Source organism: Parabacteroides sp. MSK.9.14 (genome assembly GCF_019041495.1).
Classification (GTDB): domain Bacteria; phylum Bacteroidota; class Bacteroidia; order Bacteroidales; family Tannerellaceae; genus Parabacteroides; species Parabacteroides merdae.
Window position 1 is genome coordinate 1 of record NZ_JAHPXO010000012.1, and the last position, 26,997, is coordinate 26,997.

The 26,997-nt window shown below is 45.6% G+C and carries 17 protein-coding genes; 4 read left to right on the forward strand and 13 right to left on the reverse strand.

What is annotated here, in order from left to right; genetic code table 11:
- Window positions 1-329: 329 nt before the first annotated feature.
- Window positions 330-1,550, reverse strand: a complete 1,221-nt coding sequence (locus KTG12_RS08170) for a 6-bladed beta-propeller (protein ID WP_173022979.1) — start codon at window positions 1,548-1,550, stop codon at window positions 330-332.
- A gap of 169 nt (window positions 1,551-1,719) precedes the next feature.
- On the opposite strand from KTG12_RS08170, the gene KTG12_RS08175 reads away from it, so the two are divergent.
- The gene (locus KTG12_RS08175; RefSeq protein ID WP_122343334.1) at window positions 1,720-2,721 is read left to right on the forward strand and encodes a PAS domain-containing sensor histidine kinase; all 1,002 of its coding nucleotides are present in this window, start codon (window positions 1,720-1,722) and stop codon (window positions 2,719-2,721) included.
- Here KTG12_RS08175 and KTG12_RS08180 read toward each other — a convergent pair.
- Window positions 2,718-5,402 carry a prolyl oligopeptidase family serine peptidase gene (locus tag KTG12_RS08180; RefSeq protein WP_138272779.1) on the reverse strand — a complete coding sequence of 895 codons (2,685 nt, stop codon included), beginning with the start codon at window positions 5,400-5,402 and terminating at the stop codon, window positions 2,718-2,720. The genes KTG12_RS08175 and KTG12_RS08180 overlap by 4 nt on opposite strands.
- A 99-nt stretch (window positions 5,403-5,501) precedes the next feature.
- Here KTG12_RS08180 and KTG12_RS08185 point away from each other — a divergent pair, with 99 nt between their 5' ends.
- Window positions 5,502-6,521, forward strand: coding sequence for an acyltransferase family protein (locus tag KTG12_RS08185; protein WP_022321919.1), 1,020 nt, complete (start codon window positions 5,502-5,504; stop codon window positions 6,519-6,521).
- A gap of 254 nt (window positions 6,522-6,775) precedes the next feature.
- Here KTG12_RS08185 and KTG12_RS08190 read toward each other — a convergent pair whose 3' ends face one another.
- Together KTG12_RS08190 and KTG12_RS08195 are read right to left on the reverse strand one after the other, a co-directional pair.
- Window positions 6,776-7,921 (reverse strand): TlpA disulfide reductase family protein, encoded by a 1,146-nt coding sequence (locus tag KTG12_RS08190; protein ID WP_046452193.1) that lies wholly within the window; start codon window positions 7,919-7,921, stop codon window positions 6,776-6,778.
- A gap of 139 nt (window positions 7,922-8,060) precedes the next feature.
- Complete coding sequence (locus KTG12_RS08195; protein WP_005637705.1) at window positions 8,061-8,735, reverse strand: ABC transporter ATP-binding protein; 675 nt, start codon at window positions 8,733-8,735, stop codon at window positions 8,061-8,063.
- A gap of 458 nt (window positions 8,736-9,193) precedes the next feature.
- On the opposite strand from KTG12_RS08195, the gene nudC reads away from it, so the two are divergent.
- Together nudC and KTG12_RS08205 are read left to right on the forward strand one after the other, a co-directional pair.
- Window positions 9,194-9,967, forward strand: coding sequence for an NAD(+) diphosphatase (nudC, locus tag KTG12_RS08200; RefSeq protein WP_022321917.1), 774 nt, complete (start codon window positions 9,194-9,196; stop codon window positions 9,965-9,967).
- A gap of 34 nt (window positions 9,968-10,001) precedes the next feature.
- Window positions 10,002-12,140, forward strand: coding sequence for a S9 family peptidase (locus KTG12_RS08205; RefSeq protein WP_022321916.1), 2,139 nt, complete (start codon window positions 10,002-10,004; stop codon window positions 12,138-12,140).
- A gap of 1 nt (window position 12,141) precedes the next feature.
- Here KTG12_RS08205 and KTG12_RS08210 read toward each other — a convergent pair whose 3' ends face one another.
- From KTG12_RS08210 to KTG12_RS08250, 9 genes are all read right to left on the reverse strand, one after another.
- On the reverse strand, window positions 12,142-12,648 hold the full coding sequence (locus KTG12_RS08210; protein ID WP_005646866.1) for a hypothetical protein: 507 nt from the start codon (window positions 12,646-12,648) through the stop codon (window positions 12,142-12,144).
- A gap of 105 nt (window positions 12,649-12,753) precedes the next feature.
- Window positions 12,754-13,407: a DUF4858 domain-containing protein gene (locus tag KTG12_RS08215; protein ID WP_005646868.1), complete on the reverse strand. Its 654-nt coding sequence runs from the start codon at window positions 13,405-13,407 to the stop codon at window positions 12,754-12,756.
- A 6-nt stretch (window positions 13,408-13,413) separates the two neighbouring features.
- The gene (locus KTG12_RS08220; protein ID WP_036724363.1) at window positions 13,414-14,496 is read right to left on the reverse strand and encodes a redoxin domain-containing protein; all 1,083 of its coding nucleotides are present in this window, start codon (window positions 14,494-14,496) and stop codon (window positions 13,414-13,416) included.
- Window positions 14,497-14,640: 144 nt separating this feature from the next.
- Window positions 14,641-17,004, reverse strand: coding sequence for an ABC transporter permease (locus KTG12_RS08225; RefSeq protein ID WP_155143551.1), 2,364 nt, complete (start codon window positions 17,002-17,004; stop codon window positions 14,641-14,643).
- A 38-nt stretch (window positions 17,005-17,042) separates the two neighbouring features.
- A complete protein-coding gene (locus tag KTG12_RS08230; RefSeq protein ID WP_155143553.1) occupies window positions 17,043-19,433 on the reverse strand; it encodes an FtsX-like permease family protein in 2,391 nt (796 codons plus the stop codon).
- A gap of 40 nt (window positions 19,434-19,473) precedes the next feature.
- Window positions 19,474-21,798 carry an ABC transporter permease gene (locus tag KTG12_RS08235; RefSeq protein ID WP_155143555.1) on the reverse strand — a complete coding sequence of 775 codons (2,325 nt, stop codon included), beginning with the start codon at window positions 21,796-21,798 and terminating at the stop codon, window positions 19,474-19,476.
- Window positions 21,799-21,820: 22 nt separating this feature from the next.
- Window positions 21,821-24,226 carry an ABC transporter permease gene (locus tag KTG12_RS08240; RefSeq protein ID WP_022321912.1) on the reverse strand — a complete coding sequence of 802 codons (2,406 nt, stop codon included), beginning with the start codon at window positions 24,224-24,226 and terminating at the stop codon, window positions 21,821-21,823.
- A 10-nt stretch (window positions 24,227-24,236) separates the two neighbouring features.
- A complete protein-coding gene (locus KTG12_RS08245) occupies window positions 24,237-25,487 on the reverse strand; it encodes an efflux RND transporter periplasmic adaptor subunit (protein ID WP_022321911.1) in 1,251 nt (416 codons plus the stop codon).
- A 33-nt stretch (window positions 25,488-25,520) separates the two neighbouring features.
- A complete protein-coding gene (locus tag KTG12_RS08250; protein WP_138272783.1) occupies window positions 25,521-26,990 on the reverse strand; it encodes a TolC family protein in 1,470 nt (489 codons plus the stop codon).
- Window positions 26,991-26,997 lie beyond the last annotated feature (7 nt).

Below are 26,997 nucleotides of genomic sequence, written 5' to 3' on the forward strand. Positions count from 1 at the left end.
GTAAACGGGAATCTTCGGCACTTTTTCTGCCTGTTTGAAGCAAAATAAGTCACGTGTTTCAACAAAAAAGACTGTATCTCCTACAGAAAAACATCCTCACTCCATTGAAGTCTTGTGTGTCCAGGCGACGGCCGGTATATTGGGAAAAGGTAATAGCCTTCTTTATAGGTCCGGATAAAGAGGGCTTTCGTGTTTTTCGGCGGAAGCGGTTGATGAGCTTCGACCTTGATGATCGTGCCTTCCGTTCCGGATGCCTGTTGTTGTTTACATCCTGTTGTCAGCTGGAGTGCCGGCAACAGGATGAGGAGTAGTTGTTTGTTCGTGGGAGGCTATTTTTTGAGCTTGGCGATCATGACATAATTATTGTCGTTATCGTCGATCGTGTTTTGAAGATCGGTCAGCTTTTTACGCATTTCGGAGGTGATATCCTGGTTTTTCAACGCGTTCTCGATGTCGGTCATGAGGTTACCGGGTTCGATATTCCGGATATAATAGCCATTTGAGAATGCATAACTGGGATAGTCGATTTCCAAATTGCCGAAATAGTCGTTATAGAGTTTAAAGAAAGAACCTTTTCCTGTTTTTTTGTCCACGATGTAATGAAAAGTCTTTCCGTTGGTCCATGATCCGGGAGCGACTTCAACCGGCGGTTCTGAGAAATCTCCAATGAAATGGTGTGGCCATTCTCCGTATCCGTGCCAGGGAATTTTATCTGTATTGGCAAAGTTGAGTGTGAATGTCGGGATCAAACGACTGTTGTCTCCGTCATATCGGTAGAGCGAATCGACGCGGGTCGGCATTATACATAAAATATTGACATCGAACGTGCCGGGGATATTGAATCCTGATATTACTTCATTACTGAAGTCCTGAGGTGCTTCCAAATGTCCCGGTTCCATGTAGCCGAGCCTGTTTCCTTTCAAATCCTGTGTCCAGGCAACGGCCGCAGAGCCTTTGAAAGGCAACAGAACTATCGAAACCTTGCCTCCGGTAAGATCGACATTGAATTTTGCTTTCGGACAACGCAAGCAAAGAGGAATCGGGTCTAAGACGTTTCCTTGCAAGTCGTACACTAAAAGTTGCGATGCATTCCAAGGCAGGATATAGATGCGGTTGTTTGCCTCGTCCAATTTGGCATCATACACCATTTGGTATTCGCCGGGGCCTTGTCCGATCGCACCGATGTTGGTCAGGAAATTCCCCTTGCGGTCGAATAGTTTGAATGGGTTTGGCTGGCGGCCATGTACCAAGATGTAATTATCTGAAATTGTCACTCCGGTTTGTCCGACCAATGCCTCGTCCCGACTATCCAGTTTTACTATTTCCAATTTTTCTGTGAAGAAACTGAGAGGTATGCGTACAGTATCGGCCAGTAGTTTCTGGTCGCACGACATTACATTGTCTGTTCCTGCCTGTACATATTGACCGACTATCGGGCTGTTGGCCAAAGGATCGTCTGTTTGTGCGGATTGATTTTTGTCTCCCGTTCCGCAGGATGTTGCTATTGTGATAATAAGCAAACTTCCTAAAAGTCTCGTTGTCTTGTTCATAATCTCCGGATTAATTGTTTGTATTCTATTTGCATTAGATAGTCGGATACAAATAAATCGATTTAATTTGTTAAAAACAAACATATTACTGTTTATTCGTAAAATAACGTGCAATTCGTATTCTTTCTGCCTTTTTGCTGGTTTACTGTAATTGATGTACCTTTGTTTTATGTACAGTCGTAGGTTATATGCTAAGATTGTAGGGGGTGCAGTATTGATCGTGCTTTTATCCCTGATTGGCTCCTGGTTGTTAATAACACGGTTGTCATTTTTCTTATCATTTGTGTGTCTGCTGTTTATCCTGTTGATAACTCTGTTTATAATCCGGTTGGCAACCCGCTTGAACTATAAATTGTCCGTCTTCTTCGAGGCGATGCGAAACGAGGATACGACGCAACATTTCCCTGCTAATCCGGATGATCCCTTTACGAATGCTTTATATGCCGATATGAATCATATCCTCCGGCAGTTGGGTGATAAACATATTGAGATTGAAGAGAAAAGCCTTTATTATGAGAGTATTCTCCGAGTGATGACACATGAAATTCGTAACTCTGTCACTCCGATCGCTTCTCTTTCGGCAGACCTGTTAAAACATCTGGACCGTACTTCCATATCCCGGCAACGCGAAGGACTTGAAGTTATCAACAGCCAGGTGAAGAATCTGACTGCTTTTCTCGATTCGTACCATCGTTTGACACATTTGCCGGAGCCGGAATATAAAACAGTTTCCGTACCGGCGTTATTTACTAAGCTGGAACGGTTGCTACAAGCCGAACCGAGAAGTGAACGGGTCGTTTACTGCGACGGTAAAGCTGATAGGTCGACAGGCAAGGAACTTCAAGTATATGGCGATGCCAATCTGCTTACTCTTGCATTGATTAATCTGATCCGGAACGCATTGCAGGCAGTAGAAGGACAAGAGGATGGAATTGTCAGGGTCGATACATGTGCTGGGGCAACCGGGCATCTCCTTATAACAATAACAGACAACGGTCCGGGGATTCCTCCCGAACGGTTATCTGCAATCTTTACTCCTTTCTTTTCCACCAAATCCGGCGGAAGCGGTATCGGCCTGCCGATTTCCCAACGTATCATGCAATTGCATGGCGGCCAACTTTCCGTCTCATCCATACCGAATGTCCGGACAGAGTTTCGGATGGAGTTTTAATATCCCAATTCGAAATCCTGATCTACCGCCGGAACACCTTCATTCATCCATTTGGGCATGGGGGCATTTTGCAGGTAGTGGTTGAAGAACTGGAACATGCGTTTCTGGAAATCGATCCGGTTTGCCAGGCGCATCGGCCAGTGCGGTTCGCCGGTATAGTTGAGCAACCACGCCGGTTTTTGCAAGCGTTTAAGGGCAATGAAGTATTCGATTCCCTGATACCAGGGTACATGCCCGTCTGCATCGTTGTGCATGATCAGGATCGGAGTGGTCACCTTATCCATATTGAACAAGGGAGAGTTTTCAATGTATTGCAACGGCATTTCCCAGATATTGCCCCCTATGCGACTCTGCCCGTGTTCATATTGCATGGAACGGTTTAAGCCGGAGCCCCAACGGATTCCGCCATACGCACTCAGCATATTAACAACCGGAGCACCCGATTCGATTGCGGCAAAGAGCCGGGTGCGGGTAGCTAAGTAGGCAACCTGATAGCCTCCCCAGCTATGCCCTTGTGCACCGATCGCCTTTTCATTTACATAGCCTTTGGCGATCAGTGAGGTGATACCCGGCATCACGCAATTGTAACAACTTTCACCCGGATAGCCGTCTGTGAAGCGGACATCAGGATTGAAAATGATAAAGCCGTGGCTGAGGTAGAACGGATAGTCGATCGTTGAACGTCCGGGACTGGGCATATGGTAGTTGTATAATGTATTGGCATTACGTTCGTAGAAATTTACGATTACCGGATATTTCTTGTTCGGGTCGAAATCGGCCGGTTTGTAGATGACACCTTCCAGAGGCCGGCCATCCAGGGAGATCCAGGAAGTCAGTTCGGCTGTCCCCCAAATGATGGAATCCTGCTGGCGGATGCCGTCTGTCAAACGGATGGATTTTTTGAAACTGAGATTGGATAATTGGATATCCGGATATTGCTCGTATGTTTCCTGCGTGTAGATTACGGCATTGGCATCCTTTGCTTTGGCCAGGGCCGCCAGTTTGAAATTACCGGCAAGCAATGCTTTCGGGGCAACCGGCTTGTTGAGGCGGGTAGTATAATATCCGGAACCTTTGGTTCTTTCGTTAAATCCGGTGAGATATTGTGCTTCGCTTGTATTGTAGGCTCTTTTCTCCCGATCCAGTTGGATCAGCGAGTAAGTGATTTGTTCTTTTCGCCCGTTGACGGTCAGGTTGACCGGAGAAGAAGCAGCAATCGGATCAAACTTCCAGATATCGTAACGGTCCTTGATCAGGATAGATTGATCGTCATCCGTCCAACCTGCTATTCCGTAGGGTGAAGGATAGTCGGGGACATCGTTATCTTCGTCCCAGGCGGCAAATGTCTGCGGAGTTGTCAGGCGGTATTCTTTGCCGTCGGCCGTCGAACGAGTATACCAGGAACTATCTTGATCCTGATACCAGTATGTGTATTTTCCTTTTGGGGAGAAACGCATGTAGGAAGGGCTTTTCTCCTTGATCTGCCGGCGTTCCCCGGTTTCCAGGTTGATTATGTAGATATCATGAAACTGGCGTGCGGTCCACATGCTTTGTGTGCCGTAAGGTCTTGTGGTGGAGAGAAGCGCCCATATGGCATTCCCCTCATCGGCTGTCTGCAGAGTCGGAAGTTCTTCTGTTGCCAATTGGAGAAGGCGTCCGGAACCGAGGTTGTAGATGGCTGTATAAGATCGTTTCAAATCGGTCGCTTTGTTAAAGGACTGTTGCGTGTATTGTACCTTTTCATCCCAGCTCCATACCTGTACATCCGGGCGATTCTCAGCCAAAAGGGTCGTGTCTTTCTGTTTGGGCTCCGGAGCAGTTCCGAAGAAAAGACGGCTTGCGTTTTCGGAAAAATATAAGGGCGCATTTTCACTGATAATCCATGAAGCGGGGAATGCTTTATCCCCTCGTTCTGCAATCAGTTTGCCGGGGGTATTATTTTCTGCCAGATACAGGCTGCTCCGGGTTGCAGCCGAATCTTTATGGGGACAAAACAGGTAAGCGAGCTTGCTACCGTTTTCGTTGAATGCAATCTTCTTGAATACCCCTTTTTTATCGGAGATCCGGTTATTTCCTTTCTGAGGAATGTAGGTATAGAGGACAGAGTCGGATACGACGTATAACACATTCCCTTTTTGGGCAAATCCGAAATCGCTGACTGCCGGGAACGAGTCTTGTTGCATTCCGTCGAGCGACCGGATATAAAGCATGGAGTCTTTTTTGCTTCCGCGTTGGTAAGCCAGCCAGTCGGCTGTTTCCGATAGTTTATAAGATTTGAGCGAATCGATTGTTTCTATCCCTCCGGACAGGCGGGAAATGATGAGGCTGTTCATCGGCATTTTATCCTTGTCCGTTTTCTTTAGCTTCTCAGCCTCCACTTCTTTTAGGGGAGGCGTTTTTGTCACCAAGAGATATTCGGAGGAGGAACTGAATTGTGCTTTTGCAGCAGGTTTAAAAGAACCTTTCTCTTCTCCTTTATCATTATATAGCAGGATGGTCGCATCTCCCCGCCAGGGTTCCATCTTGCAGAATACCCATTTCCCGTTATCGGAAATACGTTGTTCGGATATGCGTTCCCATCCGACCATTTCATCGAATGTCATGGCTCTCTTTTCCTGGGCTTGTATGGATAGGCCGGAAGCCAGTAATAAGAGACTGATTAAATGTATGGAATTGCTCATTAATTTGATTGATTTGTTTTAGTATGCAATATTACTCTTTTTTATTAAAAGGAAAAAGTATCTTTGTAACTTTCAATGCTTATAGGAAACAAATAGAACATGAGAGATCGGAATCTGGATATATACAGAGGGGCTATAATGATCTATATCACCTGTTTTTGTCATTTGATATGGTGGGAAGGTGTCAAGGTCGGCATATTTGAAGGAAGCTGGATTACCGGGATATTCTTTGCAATGGCAACCGTGTTTTATATAGTAGGAGCCTCATTTTCCCTGTCATTGGAAAAACCGTTTCGGACTTATTTGAAGGGCCGGATAAAAAGAGTCGCGATCCCTTACTGGAAGTATGCATTGGTTTGTTTTCCGGCTGTTGTGTATCATTATTGGAAGTCGGGAGAGATAATACCGTTGAATGACTTTATATCTTATGTGTTCTTTACCCCTACGGTAGAATATCGATTATTTGATCATATTTGGTTTATTCCGCCTTACTTGATCATATCTCTTTGTCTTCCCTTTTTATGCCGGATGATTCGCCGGTGTAATATACCTTTTATCCTTTTCAGTGTCGTTTTGGTATTGTTGCTATTGTTCAAAGCTTATTATCCAGAGTTGCTTCAAACTGTAATAGTCTATCTGTTTTTTACGATATGGGGATTGTATTATAAGAAGAAGTTAGGCTGGCAAATTGTTGTTTGTGTAATAGCTGCCGTAGGATATTTGATTTATGCTTTCGGAGTTGAAAGAGTTCCTTTTGATCTGCAAGCTAATAAATTTCCGCCAAACTTATTGTTTGCCTCATACGGAATGGCTGTTTTAGGAATAGGTGGAATTTATATGAAAAAGGGATTAGTTTTCTTATATGACAGATCTGCAATGGTTCGTCGTTATATTGATATATATTCTAATGAAGGATATGAAATATATTTGGTCCATCCCTTTACCATCATTCTGTTAGGCGGTATAAAGCGGCTTTTGGGGTTGGACCCAATTATTGCCGACCATCTGTATTTGCAAATGGTGTATATTGTTTCCGGCTTTTTATTCATACTGTGCGTTAATGTCTATGTGCTGAAAACTTACAATTATATATGGTCTTTGGTAAATAGAGTTTTTTAAGTCGTATTTCCTGCCATGCTCATTAACCAGTTGGATCTTTGATTTATAATCCGCTGCGTGCTGAATTGTTTCAGGAAGAATACGGTTCCGTCTTTCACATCCCGTATGCGGGCCTGTCTTCTCCGGTAAAGTTCGTATATTTCAGGTAGGAGATCAGATAAGTGAAAGAGCCGTCATACAGCAGCTACGGATCGTTGCTTATCAACTCCGGGATAAATAAGTAAAGTCCGTGTTTCATATTCATTTGAATTAGGTTATTTGTCTTTTATAAATGTACGGATATCTTCCGACAAGAATTTATACCCTTGTCCGGCTTTCAGGACGGTGCTTTCCGGTGAAATATAGATAAACGAAGGAAGCGCATGTACCCCGTAATGAGCCGCTATGCCACTCATGCCCAGTCCGTCGGACAGTTGCAGCCAGTTGTCTGCCGATTCTTTGACTTCTGTCTCTTTCCAAACCGCTTCTGGATCTACAGACAGGCTGATAACGACAATTTTCTCTTTATATTTTTCCGCAATTTCCTTTAGTAAAGGAAACGCATCGAGGCAAGGGCCACAGTATCGGCTCCAGAAATCAAGGATGATGTATTTCCCTTTATAGTCGGAAAGATGGTGGATGTTCCCTTTGATGTCTTTCAGTTCGACATCCGCGATCTTGTCTCCTTCCTGAACTGTCGAGGAGATAGACAACAAGGAAGTTATCTCTTCCCCCAACCGGGATTGTCTTTGTTCGTCCGTCAGCTTGCTGTAGACAGATACGACTAACGCTTTATCCTTCAACTTTCCCGCTTGGCAACTCTTGGCAGCGTCTCTCAGTTCTTCCAGACCGGCATCGGTAATCGGATAGTCCAGCATGAGCAGCAACTCTTTTTGCAGGATAATCTCGTCATGTATGCTGTTCACCGTCTGCCTGATCGAAGCAAATTCCTGTTTGGCGACCGAATCTTTCGCTCTGATCTTGGGGAGCAGTTTCATACACTCTGCCGTTAAGTCGTGGATGCGTATGTTTTCCTCCCGTGTAGCCTCCCGGAAGCGGTTCAGTTCGACTTGTTCGGGGATTGGAATGTCGCTTTCCGCCAGCCAGTTCTGCACATAAGGGGCTTCTCCGGTGATTTTGATGTTCGCTCCGGGCTTCACCCATACGGTGTAGCCGGTGTTGTTGAGGGATATGTACATCTTGGTCGTCCTGTCGGCTTCCCTGGTGAATTTGAATTTACCGTTCACCATTTTTTCCTGATCTTCCGGTCGTACATCCATCCCGTTTCCTTTCATCTCCGCGCAAAAAAATCTGACGGTATCCGGCATATTCCGTATGTCTCCTTCGATCGTAACGGTCTTTTGCCCGTAAGCGGAAGAAGCGCAGACAAAGATTCCAAACAACCATGCAAGTGTCTTCATAAGCAATTCGATTTATGATTAGTGCCGGCAATATACAAGTTTATTTGATTTGGAATCATGCGGGGTACGATAATTTCGTAAGCCGTAACATATCTTGATACGTTACGGCCCATTCTTTCCCTTTTATAACATTTAAGACTTAGATCAACGTCTCCGTTACCACCTGTCCGTCGAACAGGTTGATGGTGCGGGAGGCAAACCCGGCATCGTGCTGGCTGTGCGTCACCATGACGATCGTCGTCCCTTCCTTGTTCAGTTCGCTGAGCAGGTTCATCACTTCCTGTCCGTTTTTACTGTCCAGGTTACCGGTCGGTTCGTCGGCGAGGATCAGCTTCGGGTTGGCCACTACGGCGCGGGCAATGGCGACACGCTGTTGCTGGCCGCCGGACAACTGCTGCGGGAAATGCTTTTCGCGGTGCACGATCGCCATCCGTTCCATTGCTTCCTGTACCTTTTTCTTTCGCTCGGCAGCCGATACACCCATGTAGAGCAAAGGAAGTTCTATATTCTCGTATACATTCAACTCGTCGATCAGATTGAAACTTTGGAAGACGAACCCGATAATCCCTTTGCGCAGTTTCGTCCGCTGGGCTTCCGTATATCGGGATACTTCGATCCCGTTCAGGTAATATTCTCCGCTGGTCGGGTTGTCGAGCAATCCTAAGATATTCAACAACGTTGATTTTCCACAACCGGAAGGGCCCATAATGGCTACGAATTCCCCTTCCTTCACCTCTATGCTTACTTTATTAAGAGCCAACGTCTCTACCTCTTCCGTGCGGAAGATCTTTTCTAATGCAACTGTTTTAATCATGGTCTTTAACTGATTTGTTTACGAGAAATGTGACAAAAGTCGTGCCATAATCGTAAAAAACTTGTAGATAAGATGTTATCTGTTGTGCCGGGTTTGATGATCGTGCATATACGCACAAAAGGAGTTCGGATGCGCACGGTTTATCATAAGCATCTGTATCTTTTACCCCGTTCTTCTGTATATATTAGCACGCTTATCTTAACCCATAAATCGTTCGCTTGGCGGCGAACGGTTGTCCGCTTGCAAGAGAACGATCGTTCGCCGCCAAGCGGACAACTTATAAGTAGAAGGAAAAGGGCTAAATAATACGGTACTTCTTCTTAATTCATATAGTATAAGTTCTTAATTGGTTATTATAACCATACCTCTTCATGTTTTATGCGTCACTATATATATTGCAAGTGCGAGGATAATTCCATTTTTTCCGTATGTTTGTGGTGTTCTAAAGAATCAGATATATGGAAAAGACAAATAACGCGTCTTTGTATTGGTACGTCTTCTACAATGACCAACTTCTACTGCAAAAGAAAGCTGACGGCTATGTAATCCCTTGTACGGACGAAGCGCCTGTGACGGTTGCCCGCTCGCTTCCGGTCGAGATGCAGGACGGGACAATGGCGATGGCGGCTTTTACCGATGCGCCCCTGGAAGAGACGGATGTTTTCATGCCTATGGGACTCCGCGCTTCCTATGATCATATCGACCGTTACTCCTATGATCAGGCGGGGAAAGCGTATGAGATTGTCTATTGGGATCAACACAGCCGGTTTTGTCCTGTCTGCGGGACGCCGACGGAACTGAAAGGGCCGATCATGAAGAAATGCCCTCATTGCGGCAATGAGATGTTCCCGTCGGTATCGCCTGCCGTACTGGTCTTGATCCGGAAAGGTGAGGAAATCCTGTTGGTGCATGCGCGTAACTTCCGGGGAACGTTTCATGGGCTTGTGGCCGGCTTCCTGGAAACGGGGGAGACGTTGGAACAATGCGTGGAACGTGAAGTGTGGGAGGAAACAGGATTGACGATCAGGAATATCACTTATTTTGGCAACCAGCCGTGGCCGTATCCGAGCAACCTGATGATCGGTTTTATAGCCGATTATGTCAGCGGGGAGATCAAATTGCAGGACGAAGAGTTGAGTTCCGGTTCCTTCTTCTCGAAAGATAACCTGCCGGAAATACCGCACAAGCTGAGCTTGGCACGGAAGATGATCGACTGGTGGTTGGAAAATTGAAAGTTGAAAATTGAAAAATAAATCACTGATTATTATGAAACAAACGACTTTGTTTATCTTTTGCTTGTTGGCGATGGCATTCGGTGCGGAAAGTGCCGCTTCGCAGGTGACGCGTGCCGATTACGAGCGTGCTGACACGATCCTGAAATGCTCCGACCGGGTTTATTCTCCTGCTATCCATCCCGAATGGATAGACAGTTCACACTATTTTTGGTATAAGAATCATGAGAAGGAAGGAGATTTCTACTATCTCGTCAATGCGGAGAGTGGAAAGAAACAGCGTGCTGCGGATAAGAAAGGATTGGCGGCATTCTTCTCCAAAAAGCAAAAGAAACTGGCCGAATCCCTGCTGAAAGAGGAAGAGAAGAGGCCGGATCGCTGGCGTCGTCGCGAAGAGGCTCCGGTTCCTGTTGTCTCGCCCGATAAGAAGTGGGAAGCGTATGTGAAAGATAATAATCTCTATCTCTCGCCCCTCTGGGATGAGAAGGAGAAAGATAAACCAAAGGAAGAGATTGCCTTGACGATGGATGGCACGGCGAATCTGCGTTATGACGGTTGGTCGATCATCTGGTCGCCCGACTCCCGGAAGCTGGCAACCGTGAAAGTGCGCGACGTGCAGGAACGCCGCATTCCGCTGATCGAATCCAGCCCGTCTAGCCAGAAGCAGCCGATCCTGCAATGGCGCGACTATGCGAAGCCGGGGGATGTATTGCCTGTTTACCTGCCGGTGCTCTTCGATGTGGAGGCGCGCAAGCAAATGGCGTTGAATGTCACTCCTTATGAAAATCAGTTCTATCTGAACCTGACCGGTTGGCGCGAAGACAGCCGCGCGTTCACGTTCGAGTTCAACCAGCGCGGGCATCAGCGTTATGTCATTGGCGAAGTGAGTGCTGCCGACGGTTCTATCCGTCATTTGGTGGATGAGCAGACGAAGACTTTCATCTATTATTATAACAACTATCGGTATGATCTGGATGACGGAAAAGAATTGCTTTGGATTTCCGAACGGGACGGATGGCGTCATCTTTACCTGATAGATGGTACGAGCGGGCAGGTGAAACGACAGGTGACAAAGGGTGAATGGGTGCTCCGTCAGGTCGATTATGTGGATGAGACGAACCGGGTTGTCTATTTCACCGCTTCGGGCTTTAATAAAGGCGAAGATCCTTATAACCTGCATTACTGCCGGATTAACTTGGATGGAACAGGCTTTACCGATATGACTCCTGAGAACGGGAACCACCGTGTGACTTTCTCTGCCGACCGTTCTTATTTTACCGATGTCTATTCTCGTCCCGACCTGCCGCCTGTCAGTCAGTTGAAGCGGACTTCGGATGTGTCTGTGGTGGCCGGATTACAGAGGTGCGATGTGAGTGCGTTGCAGGCGGAAGGCTGGCAAATGCCGGAAGTGTTCTGCGCGAAAGGCCGGGACGGGCAGACGGATATTTGGGGGAACATTTATCGCCCAATGCACTTTGATGCTTCCAAATCTTATCCGGTCGTAGAGTTTATTTATGCCGGTCCGCATGATTCGCATGTGGATAAGGACTTCAAACCGGCCCATCATCTGGTCTCCAAATTGGTAGAACTCGGCTTTATCGTCGTTTCGATCGACGGTATGGGGACGTCCAACCGCTCGAAAGCTTTCCATGATGTATGTTGGAAGAACCTAAAAGATGCCGGTTTCCCGGATCGTATCGCTTGGATGAAAGCGGCAGGTGCGAAATACAAGTATATGGATTTGAATCGTGTCGGCATCTATGGCTGGTCGGCCGGAGGTCAGAATGCGATGGCTGCTTTGCTGTTCCATAACGATTTTTATAAGGTTGCAGTCGCCCTTTGCGGTTGCCATGACAACCGGATGGATAAAATCTGGTGGAACGAACAGTGGATGGGCTATCCGATCGACGCCTCTTATAGCACCTCCTCCAATGTCGACAATGCTTACCGTCTGAAAGGCAAGTTGCTCCTGATCAACGGTGAACTGGATGACAACGTCGATCCGGCTTCCACCTTGCAGGTTGTTAGTGCCTTGATGAAAGCAAACAAGAATTTCGAACAGCTTTATCTACCAGGCAAGACGCACAGCCTCGGCGGTCCGTTTGAAATGCACAAAATGCACGATTTCTTCGTCAAGAATTTGCTGGGGCAGGAACCGCCGGAGTGGGAGTAACCTAACGGCTCTCAATTTCATCCAGCCAGATTTCCAAGCAAACCTGAGGGAATAGCTCCATTGTTTCCTGTACGGTAGTCAACGACTTCATCCGGTTAGCAATCTTATCCGCTGTATTGGGGTAGGCTGTTTCGATCAGATCGTTCAGAATGAAAGAGAAGAAAGGGGGATTTCGTTTTAGGTAGCGGTCCATTAACAAATAGCAGGTAGCGGGAGAGGATGACAGTATTAGCTTTTTCAGATCTGCATACTCTTCCGTTTCCATATATTGATAGGGAGTATTTTCTGATCCCATTTCATCGCATTTGTGAAGAAAAGAGTTGAATGTCTCGTTGAAAAGCCTCTTTTCTGTGCGGGAAGCCATTTTTATCCCAGTATTGATACGGGTGCGGAGGTCTGGTGTTACCTTGAAAACATCCGGTTCCGGATAATCTTCATTACTGCATGCTCCCAGCATGGCAAAGATGAAAAGTGCCAACAGTGTAGCTAATAGTTGTATTTTTGTCATAACCTGTTTCCGATTAATATTTCTTGTATAACTATAAGACGTTATATGACACTGGATTGTTGCAAAATGATACGACTTTTTTTGAAAATTTATTCTATGGGCTGTTTAGTTCATCGGAGCAAAGGAGGTTACGTGTGTCGTGTCTTTTAACTGCAACGAATCCTTGCGTGACAAAAGCGTATCCTGCCTGGCAAATTCCGGATGACCAGTTGCGAGTTTCTTCTTTTTCTTGATGATGTCGGGAGTAGGCAGATTGTTGTAATTTCTCCATGTCCCATCTCTTTTGGCATTACGTTTGTGTATATAACTCTTCCTGCTGGTCATTTCTGCGAAGTCGAAAGTGACGAAGCCTGTGTTATGAGAACGATTCATAGGATCGTTTTTCCATGCTTCGAGCATATTTTTATAGACCGGTAAAAATTTACCGGGAGGAGGAGCATATAACCAGAAAACACCAGGAGGCAGGTCCTTTAATGCTATTTTACGATGGGTTGAATCTGTTTGTATGTATTCGGTGAAATCTTTGAGGATGGGTAACGGGGTTACCGGTGACATTTTCATGTCGGAAGCCGGTTCATCCAAGTTTATAAAAGAACCTGATTGAATCGCTTTCATCGTCTCTGGATTCAGTTCCAGCTTTTCTTTACCGGACAAGACGTTCTGGAGCCAGACTGAATCCTTTTTTGTCCACTGCTGTGCAGATATATAATCGGCACCTTTCAGACAAATCAACATCACTATAAGCAGTTGTTTGTGCATGTTATATTATTGCATCATCTCTTTTACTTTTGCTTTCAATGCATCGCCTCTCAGGTCGCGGGCTACGATTGTCCCGTCAGGGCCAAACAAGATGATATGCGGAATTCCGTTGAAGCCGTACAGTTCAGAAGGCGTGTTCTGGGCATTGAGAATCTGTGGCCAAGTAATCTTCAAATCTTCGATGGCTTTCTTTGTATCTTTCGGCTGGTCCCATGTGGCTACACCAAGTACTTGGAATCCTTTATCTTTGTATTGGTTATACACTTCTGCCAGTATCGGGGTCTCTGCACGACAGGGGCCGCACCAGCTTGCCCAGAAGTCAACCAATACATAATTCCCTTTTCCTACATAGTCGGAGAGGGAAACCTTTTTGCCATCTTCGGTTTCCACTGTAAAGTCGGTGAAAGGTTGTCCGACGGCCGTCTTTTTCAGGTTGGTAATCCGTTGGCTCAGTTTCCGGATGATGTTCCTACTTTGGATAAAGGCGCTGGATTGGGCAATGATAGATTCCATTTCTTCCGGGTTCATAAAGTTCGATAGGTTTTGAAGGGCAAAAGCACCGATGTAATTATCTTGGTTTTTATCGATGAAGTCCTTCAGCATAGCCATATAGGCCGGCTTATACTCATTGTCGTAATAGGTCTTTGTCAATTCTTGGACTTTGCTTTTATCTTGTTCCTGCTCCCGGATCTCTTTCATTTTGTTCTGGAAGAGTTCACTGATTCTTTTTTCTTCTTGGATATAGCTGCTGAAGGTCTCATTCAAGGGAGTGCCGGACGCGCTGTTCGGAGTTTCCATGTTCAGTTGGATGGTACCGTTTTCGAGCATGAAGGTGGTATAGTATTTCCTTCCGACTTGGGTTAGGCATAAAACAGCGGTGTCAATCTGACCGGTGAACGTAAACGCTCCGTTTTCAATCACTGCGCTGTCAATGTTTTGCCCCTTATCCCGGTCGAAGATATAGACTGTTTTCCCATTAAAGGTAGAATCGGGGATATTTCCCATTACCGTGTAGGAGGGAATCGGCTGTGAACAGGAGGCAAGGCCTGCTCCTGCCATGAGCAATGCGATTAATGTTTTTGTATTCATAAAATAAATATTAATGTTTTGAGGACAAAAGTAAAACATGTTGGAATATGATAAGCCCTAATTCATGTAATTTGTCTTATCATCCAAAATATTAATTGTTTTTAGTGCTGTGTTCCCGCGCTTAATGTGGAAACATACCCTCCTTTATTCCGTTTTGATTACCTCTGCCGGGTTCAACCGTGAAATCAGCCAGATACGATAGGCGACGGTTACGAATACGATAGTGGTGGTCAGAAGGAGGATTGCCAGCCACATCAATGGATTGTTTAACCAGCCGGGATCAATCGTTATCTTTTCTTGCGTCAATATTCGCAGGAGCATATAGACGATTGCTAGCGCAGGGATGGCTGAAATGGCAAGTAAACGGATATATAGTTTACCGAACAATAGTGCAATGACCTTAGGGCCGGCTCCGTTGATCTTCCGTATGGCGACTTCTTTTTGCCGGCTGACCGTGTCGAGTGTAATGGCGGAATAGATACCCAGGACTGTAATGACTATGCTGATAACGGACAATAGGCTGAACAGGTCGCTTATCAGCATCTCCCCTCCATTGAGCCGGAATCGCTCCTCTTGTTTGGTGGTCAGCAGGAAAGGAATGGATGCCGGCAACCAGTTATGTACGATTTTGAGTATTTCTTTCCGTACGTTCTGTTCCTGTCCGGCTATGCATTTGATGTAAGCGACCCTATAGTTCGGTTCTTTAGGAACGGAGATGAAGGAGAAACGGTGATATTGAGATTGATTGGCTTTAGCCATTTGATCTTGGGTATATACTGGTTCGAACGGTAGTTGCTCATATATGCCGGTAATCTGGAAAGTCTGGTCTCCCAATTGTACGGATGTCGGATTCTTTTCCCCGTCTTTCTCCAATTCCCAGATAAGCGACCGTGAAACCACTATTTCGTTAGCCGCCTGTGGCATTCTTCCCTCTATCGGCAGTTTCATGAAAGACGGGTAGTTTTTACTGGTGAGGAAATGTATCCCGTGCAGTGTCTTTCCCTGTTTGTTCTTATAATCCAGATATTTGCCGGGAGTCTCTAAAAGCACGTCTTCAACCCCGGCAAGCGTACGGATACGGGAGACGATCTCTTCTTCGTGTCCTTGTACTTGCGGTTCCCAAAGTTCTATCTTCCAGATACGGGTACATTCTTCTTCCGTCAGCGTGTTGTTCCTTTTTTCTTCTGCGAGGTGGTAAATATTTCTTAGTCCGATAGCTCCGGCAATAAAGAGGAAACAGATGAACAGTTGGACTCCTAACATGAAGTTCCTTATACTATGTTTCTGCCGTTTCACGCCTTTTATTCCTTCTGTCAATGTGATATGTTTGATGCGGAAGATGACCAATGACACAATCAAGGCGCAGAGAACAAACAAGAAACAGAGATACTCCATTTCCTGCTGGATCAAGGTAGGCGTATGGATAAACAGATTCTCGTTGATCGTTTCTTTCGAGGCCATATACTGATAATAAACAGGCACTATCCATTCGGTCAGGACGAGACTTGCCAATGCCGACAGGATGAAAAGAACCGCAATCTCGCTGAAGAGTAATCTGAACAATCCTTTTGCGTCTGAACCTAAGCATTTCCGTAAACTGAGTTCTCGTGTCCGGTTATAGAACGACTGAATGCAGAACTTCAGGAAGTTTATCATCGCGGCAATCAATATCAGGAGGCCGATCAACGGGATGAAGAATGTCGCACTGAGATTATCCGGTTTGTACATCTCTTCCTTGAAAGTGCGTGCTGTCAGATAGTGATCGTTGTTTTTTCCAAAAGCCGGTATTTGTTGGCGTAACCTTTGGTTTATTTCTTTGCTTGAAACACCTTTATCCAGCAGGACCACCAGATCTCGGTATTTACGTTTTGGTTGGATGCCGGCTGTTTCCAGGAAATAAAAGTCACTCTTTTCCCGTGTCCCATCCGGAAAATCCCTGATAACGGCGCTGATTGTGGAATAGTGGATGGCAGACGTGTCGCTGTCTGCACGACTGAAATAGAGTGTTTTTCCGATAGGGTTTTCTGCTCCGAATATTTTTTTCGCGGATGATTCGCTGATGAATACTTCTCCCGGTTTGAGTGTCGGTGTCTGGCCTTCCAACGTTTGAATGCCGAATATGGTCGGAAAATCTTTTGTGACATTCTGGATGCTGCATTGGTACGGGATTTCTTTCTGGTTCTCTTTGGATATGGAAATATTGGCTTGGCCGTATCCGTATGAATAAGCGATTTGCCCAATTCCGGTGATCGGATTCCCCATCAGTTCTTGCACTACCTCGCCTGGAATATAAGGGTCCTCATAACCGTATTGGGCCGATTTGGCATATATATTCGCCATCCGATCGCTGTTTGCCCAAGCAATAAACTGGTTGTTGAATCTTCTGATATAATAAGAGGTCATACTGAAACAAAGAAGTCCGACTGCGATTCCGATGATGGAAAGCAAATACTGGATCTTGTTTTTAAGAATTTGGCGGATAGCCATTTTCAAGTAGTGTTTGAACATGATGTGATGTTTTTGTCGTTATTATGTTTTTGTTTTTATTATTCCGTTTTGATTACCTCTGCCGGATTGGTGGCGGCTGCCCTTTTGACCTGACGGAATATAGAGAGCAGCACGATCCCACAGGTGATAAGGAAAACCAACAGGAACAATCCTGCCGGCAATGTGGTATGGTTGGCGTACGTTTCGAGCCAACGGCTCATTACTAAGTAGCCGACCGGAAGAGCAAAAGCGTTGCCTAATGCTGCTAACATGAAATACTCCCGGAAGAACAGTTGAAGAATGTGATAAAAGGTAGCTCCGTTTACTTTGCGGATGGCAATCTCTTTCCGCCGCTGTTCGGTGGCGAGGCTCACCAGAGAGTAAATGCCGAATGTGGAGATAAGGATGCAAACCAGCGAAAGGATGCTGAAGATGGTAAAGATCACTTTTTCCGGCCGGTTGAACCGATCTATTAGATCGGACAGCTCCGTAAACATTTTACTCCGGTTGACATTGTCATTCTGAATATGTGATGTTATCTCGTGAAGATGTTCCAGCACTTCTTTTTTATGTCCTTTTGCATAGCGGACATAAATAAGGTAAGGACGCTCGAAGTCTTTTACCATCGGATTTTCGTATGTGGTGAAGAACAGCGGTAATATAGGATATTGCATCGGAGCGTAGAGATAGTCTTTGATGACACCGCAAACTCGGGCTTGGCTTGCTTGCCCTTTTATGTATATAGGCCGTTCAAGCAGATCCGTGTAGCCTAATGTTTGCAGGCAGGTTGCATTTACCATATAGCTATATGGGGTTGCGTCCGTCGGCCAGCTACCTGCTTTCAGTTGCAGTTTGAAGAACGAAAAGAAGTCCTTGTCGGCAACGATTACCGGGCTGTAACTATTGGGTTCGGCTTCATTCGGATCGAAACAGAAATACGAGTAAAAGGAACCGTACCAATCCCCTTGTTCCGTAAAGACCGGAGCGTTCCCGCAGGTGTATGTGACTTCTTCTACATACGGATGGTTGGCCATTTCCGGTTTCAAAACACTTAAATCCGTCTGAAAGGAGGTGTCATATCCTAAATCTACCTGTATGACCCGTTCATAATCGATCCCTTTATCTTTTGAAAGGATAAAATGCAACTGTCGGAACAATCCGATGGAGGTGATAAAGAACAGTGAACCGATAAATATCTGAACGATGATCAGGCCCTGTTTGAAAAGAGCAGGCTTCTGTATTTTATGCTCCAAAAGATTTCGTATCGGATAATAACAGATAAGAAGGAATACCAACATACAGATTCCGGCGAGCGACAGCGTATTGCCTAAAAGTGAAGTTCGTGAAAGGTGGCGACTGACGTTCTCATAGATACCATACCGGTGCCAGGTCGTATAGCTTTCATAGTAAGGATAGATGCTCTCGATTAGACAGAAAGAAATCAGGAAAGCGATGATCAAAGGAAGTGCCAGTTCGATGAAACTTTTTGTAATCATACTTGTGGTTGAGGCTCCTATACAAAGATAAGTCCGGTTTTTTTGTTGTTTCCGTTGCTGTTGACCGATAAAAAGGACAAGTAGGTTGATCAGAGCGCTAAGGAAAGCCATTGTCCCGGCCAAAGCCAGGATATGAATGTTACGGATGCGGTCTGTCAATTCAGGATGGCACCGAAGATGCACTTCGGAGGCTGTCAGCAGGTTTATTTTCCAGTTTTTTACCTGTTCGCGATCCCATGTGTCTTCGGCATGACTTTTATAGTGCGCCAGTTTGTTCCGTACATTTGCCACATTCGCATTCTTTTGGAGCCGCACGTAGGTCGTCATGCGTTTGACATGATTGGGTTGAGGGGTTCTGATCAACAGAAAGTCGAACAGCAGATCAGTATTATCCGGATAGTTACGGATAATACCGACTACAGAGGGACGAAGATTATTATCCAATACGACTTCCTTGCCGATACAGTTTGTTGTCCCGAACAATTTGTGGGCTGTCCGTTCCGTTAAAATGACAGAACTGCCGTCGGGAATGACCCCTTGGTGAGTCCCTTCGATAAAATCTGTCCGGAAAAGGTCGAAGAAGGACTGTTCGCTTTCCATTCCATGCAGGTTGATTGCTTCGTTGTCCTGTTTCAATGTAAAGCTGAGGTGGTTGAATGAACAAGAGGCTTCGATTTCGGGGAGCAGCTTGAATAATTCTTCCCGGTCGTTAATATGTAACTGGTCTAAATCTGATTGTGTTCCGTTGGCACGCTTGACAAGTCCTTCTGTCGTCAGGCAGTAAAGGCGGTCTGCTTCCGGATGGAAATTATCGAAATGTGTCTCCCACCATAGCCAGTGACCTCCTAAAATGAAGGCAGTAAATCCTACGGCCAAACCAATGATGCTGACAATTGATTGAGTTCGGTATTTCAGTAGTTCCCGAAAAGAAACTTTGACATAGTGTGATAACATAATCTGATTGTTTGTTATAAAATATTGTTCAAAGACATTCTTATTCCGACTTGATCACTTCTGCCGGGTTCTGGTTCGCTGCCTTCTGTATGCGCCAACCGGTACAAAGAATCAGCAGCAGGACCAGTACACCCCAGATGACCGGATAAAGCCACCAACTGATTGCTGCTTGCAACACATAGTTTTCAATCCATGATTTCATGATCAGGTAACTGGCCGGAAATGCTATAACCGAAGCGATGCATAGCAGGCGGAGATTACCGGCAAAAAACATTCTCATGATATCGGAGGCTTCTGCCCCGTTTACTTTACGGACAGCGATTTCTTTCTTCTTCTGTTCGCAGTCCAGAGTTACTTGAGAGAATACGCCGAACAATGAGATCAAAATACAGACTATAGTCACGAAGTCAAGCATCTTGAGTAGCGCCTTTTCCGATTTCAGAAACTTTTCATACTCTTCTTCCATAAAAGTAACATGTATGTCGACGGCGTTCGGCTGCATTTTCTTTGCCAACTGTTCAACCTGTTGTTTGCACAGTTCGCGGCTTCCCGGCTGATGCCGGAATATGGCAGTCGTTGAATAATCATTCTGTATATTCTTTTTTCCCGGACTGAACTCGAGCATAACCGGCTTTACCGGAACGGTAGGAGGTGCGATATAAAAGTCTTTGAAAATGCCGTCGATGATAAATCCTTTCTGATCTTTGCGGCTAAGTGTTTTGCCAATCGGGTTGTCGATCTTCAATTCCTTTACAGCTGCTTCGTTTAGGAGTATGTGCCGTTCGGTATCTCCTTCCGGCAACTTGCCTTTTAGCAATTGCAGACCATAAAATTCAAAGTAGCGATTGTTGCATGGGATTATTTGGATCGTAAGACCTTCCACAGAGGCCGGCTTGCCTTCCCAATCGGTAAAGGACCTGTAGGAACGTGAATGGCTTGGAAATAGTGGATCGTTTTCATCCGGATATACTTCGGCGATGGAGGAGAGTTTGGCAATTTCTTCTTTCAAACCGTCTGTTTGGGGATATATACGGACATCGCCCCGGTCTTTCCGGTTTAGTCCGATATCGGTGGTGTGCAAGTGATGGATTTGCTTGATTAGTACCGACGAACAGAATATGAATCCGATGCTGATTATTAATTGCAAGGTAAGGCTTGCTTTGGGGAAGAGGTTCTTTCCTTTTCCGTCAGACGAACCTTTAAGGGCCTTTTGTAGCGAACGCTTCCTGAAATAGTAGATAGGGAATAAAGAGAACAGGAAAGCCAGTAAGGTGATGAATCCGAAATAGACGAATGTTTCCAGATAGAGACTGAACGAATCCGTTTTTACATTCGATAATTCTTGGAATACAGGCAGTATGATTTCGATCAAGGCTATTCCGGCTAAAAGAGAGATGGAAAGCGTAAGCAGGTATTCGGAAGCGAACAGGACAAACAGATTGCCGTCAGACGAGCCGCACACTTTCCGAAGCCCGATCTCTTTACTGCGTATTCGTATACGGTTCACGAACAGGGTCAGATAGTTGAATAGTGCGCACAGGATTACCAATCCTCCGGCAAGAGCGAATAGCAAGATATGTTCGAACTTGATAGTTGGCTCTTCTTCGGGGTGGTCATACCGCATGGCGGTGATTGACGTCAGAACGAAATGACTCAGCGAGTCTCTGTCTTTCTTTATTTTATGTTCGTAAAGTTTCTTTTTAAAAGCTCTCATATCCGTTTCCGGACGGACCTTTATAAAAGTCTGACAATAGGCTACGTTCCATTCCTCCGTTTGTCGGGACGGCTTCAGTATTCCGAACGGGAAATTCGAGTGCTGGTCCTGACTTTTGACTATGGCACATATTTCCATATCGTCAGACCAAATTTTCAGTTTTTCACCTAATGGGTCCTTTGTGCCGAAGACCTCTTTGGCAAGCTTGTCCGTGATCGCGATCTTGTTACTTTTCGGGATCATAAAATCCCGGCTACCGGAGATCAGTTCTATTTCGAACATATGTTCGGCAGCTGAATCCATGACCATGTCGAAAGATTCGTATTTCTTCTCGTTGTAGAGGAAATCGGTTTTCCAGGCACTCGTGTTGCAACTTTCCTCTATCTCCGGGAATGTCTCTTTCAAATATCGGGCCAGCGGGTAAGGTGTAACGCTTGATAATCCTTGGTCATCGGTTTCCGATTCCATCCGGACGTAATAGATCCGGTCTGCGTCTTTCCTAAACGTATCGTAGGTCAGTTCATATCGTATCCAGAGCGACGATAACGCGAAACTTGTAAATCCGATTGCGAGCCCGACGATACAGATGAATGACTGCAATTTATATTTCAAGAGATTACGGAAAGCTATTTTGATGTAATGGTATAGCATGGTTCAATGATTTAGTTTGTTATTATTCCGATTTGATCACTTCCGCAGGATTGGTCCGGGCAGCCTGTATCGTTTGATAGAGGACGGTTCCGATGATCAGAGTGATGGTGGCAAATACGATTACGATATACATCCAGGCAGAGATATGGCTCCGATAGGCATATTGCTGCAACCAACTTTGCATGAACAACCACGCGAGTGGCAATGCCAGAAGGTTGGCTATCAATGCAATTGTCAGATATTCCATAAAAAACATTTTGACAATCGTGCCGGCAGAGGCTCCCATCACTTTCCGTATGGCAATTTCTTTCCTTCGTTGTTCCATATTGCTGGATGAAATGGAATAAAGCCCGAAGATGGAGATTAGCGTACAGAACAGGGCTAGCAAAGTAAAGAGCTGCAGGCTGGCATCTTCGGAAGTGCTGAGCCGATCAAGTATCTGGCTTATGGTCTGTACATTGCAGGTAGTGGGATCGCCTGACTTAGAGTGTTTTTTGAATATATTCCGGATTGCTTTGATCGTGGCTTTTTCTTTTCCGGGTTCGGTACGGGCATAATAAAAATAACTGTTCCATTTGCTTTGGTCGATTACGATCACTTGTGGCAGGATCGGGTTGCGCAAACTGGCCGCTTGGAAGTTTTGGATGATCCCGACGATCTCCATTTCGGCACGTCCTCTGCTTCCGTCTTGCATGATCGTATAATTCCAAATACTGATTTTCTTGCCGATCGGGTTATCGATGCCCATGATGCGAGCAGCTTCTTCATTGATGACGGCTTTTGTCCAAGAGGCTCGCCAATCTCCATTGTCTGCCAGATCGCCGTCATTGATGAAACGGCCTTTCAGCATCGGTATGTTAAAAACTTCCGAGAAGTTGCTGCCTACTTGCAGGACTTGGAAGTTTGGATTGAAATCCAGAGGCTTACCTTCCCATTCGACTTCGTTTTGTGTATAAGGTTCATGGGTGATGGTAAATATTCCGGCTTGTGTGAATCCTTTTAGGACTGCCAATGAAGAAATCTCGCGACTGATTCCTTCCCGGTCGTTGAATGTCATTTCCATCTGTATCAGACCCTCTTTCTGGAATCCCAAGTTTTTATGTTTCATGAAAGATATTTGCCTGAACATGATAAATGTGCTCATCAGGAAGAATATGCAAATACATAGTTGGAGTATCATGCTGATTTTGCGGTAGCCGCTTTTCCGGGTAGGAGAGATTCCTCCGGATATTAATAGAGAAGAAGCGCGTACAAAATGCAAGAATAACGGTAGGCTGACAATCGTGAGTATCAACCAGCTAATACCTGTTATGATACAAAGATGGCTAAATAATAATTTTCGTTGTAATGTCGTTTCGAAGAGGTGTGAGAAACCGCCAACGGTTAATTCCAACAGGCAGGAAGCCAATAGAAAACTGATCCCGACAAGTAACGTCAATTCCAGCAACAACTGGATAACCAAGTTCTTTTTATCAGCGCCGATCGCATTTCTCAATTTCATTTCTTTGTTCCGTAAGTAGATACGATTCAACAGCAGATTGGTGAAATTAAAGAAAACGCAGAGTAACAATAAGAGGCCGGTTACCGTGAATGTCCGGATGTAGGAAAGATTAAATGTCAATTCACTTCCGAATGTATGACGGACATCTGTCAGGGGAACCAACTTTAACAAAATTGATTTATTATATTCATGTTCGACTATATAAGAATTGATCTTCTTCTCAAAAGCTTTTATATTAATGTTGGGTGCTAATAATAGATAGATTTTAGTGTTTAGCAAGGCCCATTGTTTTTCGTCCGTGATCCGGTTTTCCCGGTCACGGTCGAATTTGTCCAGTTCATAAACATCGGCTTGCATCATGGAGTTGTTGGGCGAATCTTCCAAGACGGACACGATCGTAATGCTTTTACGATATCCGTTTTCAAGGGTTTTGCCTAATGCTTCCTCCGGTGTTTTGAAATATTTCACGGCAAAAGAGCGGGTGACGGCTATCTCATCCAGCGTTTTCAGGATATCATCCCTTTTACCGCAAATTACGGGACGTGGAAAGAATTTGAAATACTGTTCGTCAATGAATTCCTCGTCCGGATCCTCTAACCTTGTTTCTCCATATTTGAAAGTCGAGCCGTATTTGGAATAAATCTGCGTTGTCTCTATTACTTCCGGGAAATCTTTTTTCAGTTTGCGTGCCAGAATAAGCGGTAATTCCTCCGATTTCTTTCCCGTTTGTTTATCGATTCCGTATATTCGGTAAATTTGTCCGGATTGTGGATAGAACCCGTCGTAGTTCGTTTCATACCTGTACCAGTTCCATCCGTATGTAAAACAGATCAGCCCGATTGCCAAGCCGACAATACTGATGGCAGATTGTACTTTATATTTTGCCAAGTTACGAAATGCAATTTTGATATAATGTTGTAGTATCATGATTCGAATATTATTTTAAAATCAGTTCTTCCGCATCCCCAAAGGTACTATATCCTGTGACAATCACCTTGTCGCCCGGTTGGAGGCCACCGGTTATTTCGTATTGCTGCGGGTTTTGGCGACCGATGCTGACCGGGGTTTTCCGGGCTTTCGTGCCGGATTCGTTCAGTTTGTATATCCATTGGCCGCCGGTGGCCTGGAAGAAGTCGCCACGTGGGATGACGAGGGCCTCTTCCGGTTGTCCGAGTTCGATCTGGACACGGAAACTTTTTCCGATGCGTACGTTCTCCGGGCTTGCCTCCGTAAAGACCAGGTCGACATCGAAGTTACGGTCTTTGACTTCCGGAACGACTTTGGTGATCCGGAGCGGGTACTTTTTGTTTTGCCAGGTGATGGTGGCGGGTAGACCGGTGGTGATCCGGTCGATGTAGTATTCGCTGAGGGAAGTATGGATCTTGAACTGATCGAGGACTTTGATCTCGGCGATCGCTTCGGTACTTTGCACCTGTTGTCCGGGAGTTACTTTCACAAAGCTGAGTTGTCCGGAGAGAGGAGCACGAACAACCAAGTCCTCCATGCGTTCCCGGGCACGTTCGAACTTTTTACGTTCCCGTTCAAGATCGTTTTTCATCAACTCCCGGCGCAAGATCGTAGCTGCACTATCATGGCGCAAACCTTCCAACTGCAAAGCGGTGCTTCGGGTTTTATAGTCGAATTCGTCCCGGGCCACTTCGAGCTGTGCTTTGCTTTTGACTCCCATATTGAATTCCTCTTCGTCGAGTGCATAGCTTTTTTTGAGCCGGTTCAGTTCGTAGGTCGTTTGTAAGGTCTTTTGTTGCAGGTCGATACTTTTCTGTTCCATCTCAATCTCTTTCTCCTGATAAGAGATCAGCTGCTTTTCCCATTCATCCTGTTGGTCCTCGATGGCGCGGATAAGGTCGGGATTGTTGAGTGTCAGGATCGTGTCTCCCTTGTTCATCATAGTTCCTTCCTCTGCAATGATCCTGTCCACGCTGCCGGCTTCGCGGGTGTTGATCTGGATGGTGAGGATGGGTTGCACGACACCTTCGACGTCTACATATTCCAGAAATTTGTCGCTTGTCGCTTCTCCGATGATCAGGTTTTCTGCATCGGTACGAAGTTTCCTGCCACCAGAGGCGGCGATCCCGACATAGACGAGAAGAACAATAAATGCGATTCCCCCGGCGATATGCCAGCGGTAGCGGTAATAAACGGGTTTCTTTGCTATGGGCTTGTCCATGTATATGATTTATAATTTATGATTTATGAATTGTCAATTGTTTAAAAGGAGTTCATAGTCTTCTGTGATCGGGATCATCTTCTCGAAATCGTAACCGGTCAGGCTGCGGAGACCGTAATAGAGATTCCAATAATTATATAAAGCCGCGATGTAAGCACGGCGAGAATTGTCTTTTTCGGCTATGGCGGCATTGAGGTCGAGAATCGTCGATTTGCCTAACAGGTAGAGCCTGCGTGCCACATCGTTACGGCGCTGGGCCGTTTGGTCTGTTTTATAGGCTATGGCAACTTTTCCTGCCTGTATGTTGAATTGCTTGACAATCTTGGCTACGTTCAGTTCGAAATCCATCCGCTCCTGTTCCAGTTCGGTGTAAACCTTGTCGCGGTTGCTTTTGGCCACTTTCACCCGGCCTTTACCTACGCCCCAGTCCAATATCGGTATGCGTATCCCCAATGTCACCAATTGCTGGTCCATCGGGTCGCGGTAGGATTCTTTCAGCTTTTCGTTGCTTTGCGTCAGACCGAACTGTGCATATAAGGCTGCTTTAAAACCCCGGTTGGCTTTTGCCTCGGCAACGTTGCTTTCACTTTGCAGCCGGCGGCGTTCGAAAGCGCTGATATCCGGGTTGTTTTGGAAAGCAAGCTGCATGGCTTCGTTTACGTCGACTGTGAAGTGAGGGATGCTGTCGTCGGGAATCACTACCAAGTTTATATTTTCGGAAATGCCCAGATAACTGCGGAGCGACTGGATATAATCGTCGACCTCGATTTGCGCATTGAGGCAGTTTGTCTGTTCGGTCAGTTTGTTGAGTTCCAATTGGAGCATTTCGTTTTCGGTGATCGTTCCGATATTGTAACGTCCTTGTGCATACCGGTAAAGCGTGTCGGCGTATACAAAATTATAGTTCGCGATTTCCAGCGAGGTCTGTGCCGTAGCCAAGTTAAAAAAGCGGTTGGTCGTATAGGCTGCTACCAGTTCGAGTGTTTCGATATAGGTCTTTTTTGCTTCTTCGTATTTAATCGGCTCGATGCGGCGTTCCCATTTAAGGTCATTGAAGCCGAATAAGTCTTGTTCATATCCTACGACGACCGGAGTACTTTTGTAAGACGAGATATTGTCGGTAAACATATCCAGTCTTTCAAGTCCGGTTTTCAATAAAACCTTTCCCCCTGTAAGGGCTATATTTTGTTGGATTTCGAGGCTGGCATCGACTGAGAGTTGGTTCCGATGCACAAACTTGTCGCTACCGTCTTCCAAGGTGACAGACTGGATGGAACGGTTCAAGCTCGGATCGGAAGTAAGCGTCAGGCTCGGCAACTGTTTAGCCCGGAACGAACGCCAGTTCCAGTAAGAAGCCCTGAAAGCGTGACGGGCGGCAATCGCTTCAGGAGAATTCCGACGTGCCATTTCGATAGCTTCGCTCAATGTCAGCGTAAGTGTTTTCTGCGCCTGGAGCTGTAAGGGGAGCAGAAATAGTATTGCTATGTATATTATTTGTTTCATGGCAAAA

What these genes read in the sequence shown, in the direction of transcription:
- KTG12_RS08220 (WP_036724363.1), bottom strand. Translation starts at nt 14,496, where the DNA reads ATGAATACAAAAACATTAATCGCATTGCTCATGGCAGGAGCAGGCCTT.
- KTG12_RS08190 (WP_046452193.1), bottom strand. Translation starts at nt 7,921, where the DNA reads ATGAAGACACTTGCATGGTTGTTTGGAATCTTTGTCTGCGCTTCTTCC.
- KTG12_RS08245 (WP_022321911.1), bottom strand. Translation starts at nt 25,487, where the DNA reads ATGGACAAGCCCATAGCAAAGAAACCCGTTTATTACCGCTACCGCTGG.
- KTG12_RS08205 (WP_022321916.1), top strand. Translation starts at nt 10,002, where the DNA reads ATGAAACAAACGACTTTGTTTATCTTTTGCTTGTTGGCGATGGCATTC.
- KTG12_RS08185 (WP_022321919.1), top strand. Translation starts at nt 5,502, where the DNA reads ATGAGAGATCGGAATCTGGATATATACAGAGGGGCTATAATGATCTAT.
- KTG12_RS08170 (WP_173022979.1), bottom strand. Translation starts at nt 1,550, where the DNA reads ATGAACAAGACAACGAGACTTTTAGGAAGTTTGCTTATTATCACAATA.
- nudC (WP_022321917.1), top strand. Translation starts at nt 9,194, where the DNA reads ATGGAAAAGACAAATAACGCGTCTTTGTATTGGTACGTCTTCTACAAT.
- KTG12_RS08215 (WP_005646868.1), bottom strand. Translation starts at nt 13,407, where the DNA reads ATGCACAAACAACTGCTTATAGTGATGTTGATTTGTCTGAAAGGTGCC.
- KTG12_RS08230 (WP_155143553.1), bottom strand. Translation starts at nt 19,433, where the DNA reads ATGTTATCACACTATGTCAAAGTTTCTTTTCGGGAACTACTGAAATAC.
- KTG12_RS08235 (WP_155143555.1), bottom strand. Translation starts at nt 21,798, where the DNA reads ATGCTATACCATTACATCAAAATAGCTTTCCGTAATCTCTTGAAATAT.
- KTG12_RS08240 (WP_022321912.1), bottom strand. Translation starts at nt 24,226, where the DNA reads ATGATACTACAACATTATATCAAAATTGCATTTCGTAACTTGGCAAAA.
- KTG12_RS08195 (WP_005637705.1), bottom strand. Translation starts at nt 8,735, where the DNA reads ATGATTAAAACAGTTGCATTAGAAAAGATCTTCCGCACGGAAGAGGTA.
- KTG12_RS08180 (WP_138272779.1), bottom strand. Translation starts at nt 5,402, where the DNA reads ATGAGCAATTCCATACATTTAATCAGTCTCTTATTACTGGCTTCCGGC.
- KTG12_RS08250 (WP_138272783.1), bottom strand. Translation starts at nt 26,990, where the DNA reads ATGAAACAAATAATATACATAGCAATACTATTTCTGCTCCCCTTACAG.
- KTG12_RS08210 (WP_005646866.1), bottom strand. Translation starts at nt 12,648, where the DNA reads ATGACAAAAATACAACTATTAGCTACACTGTTGGCACTTTTCATCTTT.
- KTG12_RS08175 (WP_122343334.1), top strand. Translation starts at nt 1,720, where the DNA reads ATGTACAGTCGTAGGTTATATGCTAAGATTGTAGGGGGTGCAGTATTG.
- KTG12_RS08225 (WP_155143551.1), bottom strand. Translation starts at nt 17,004, where the DNA reads ATGTTCAAACACTACTTGAAAATGGCTATCCGCCAAATTCTTAAAAAC.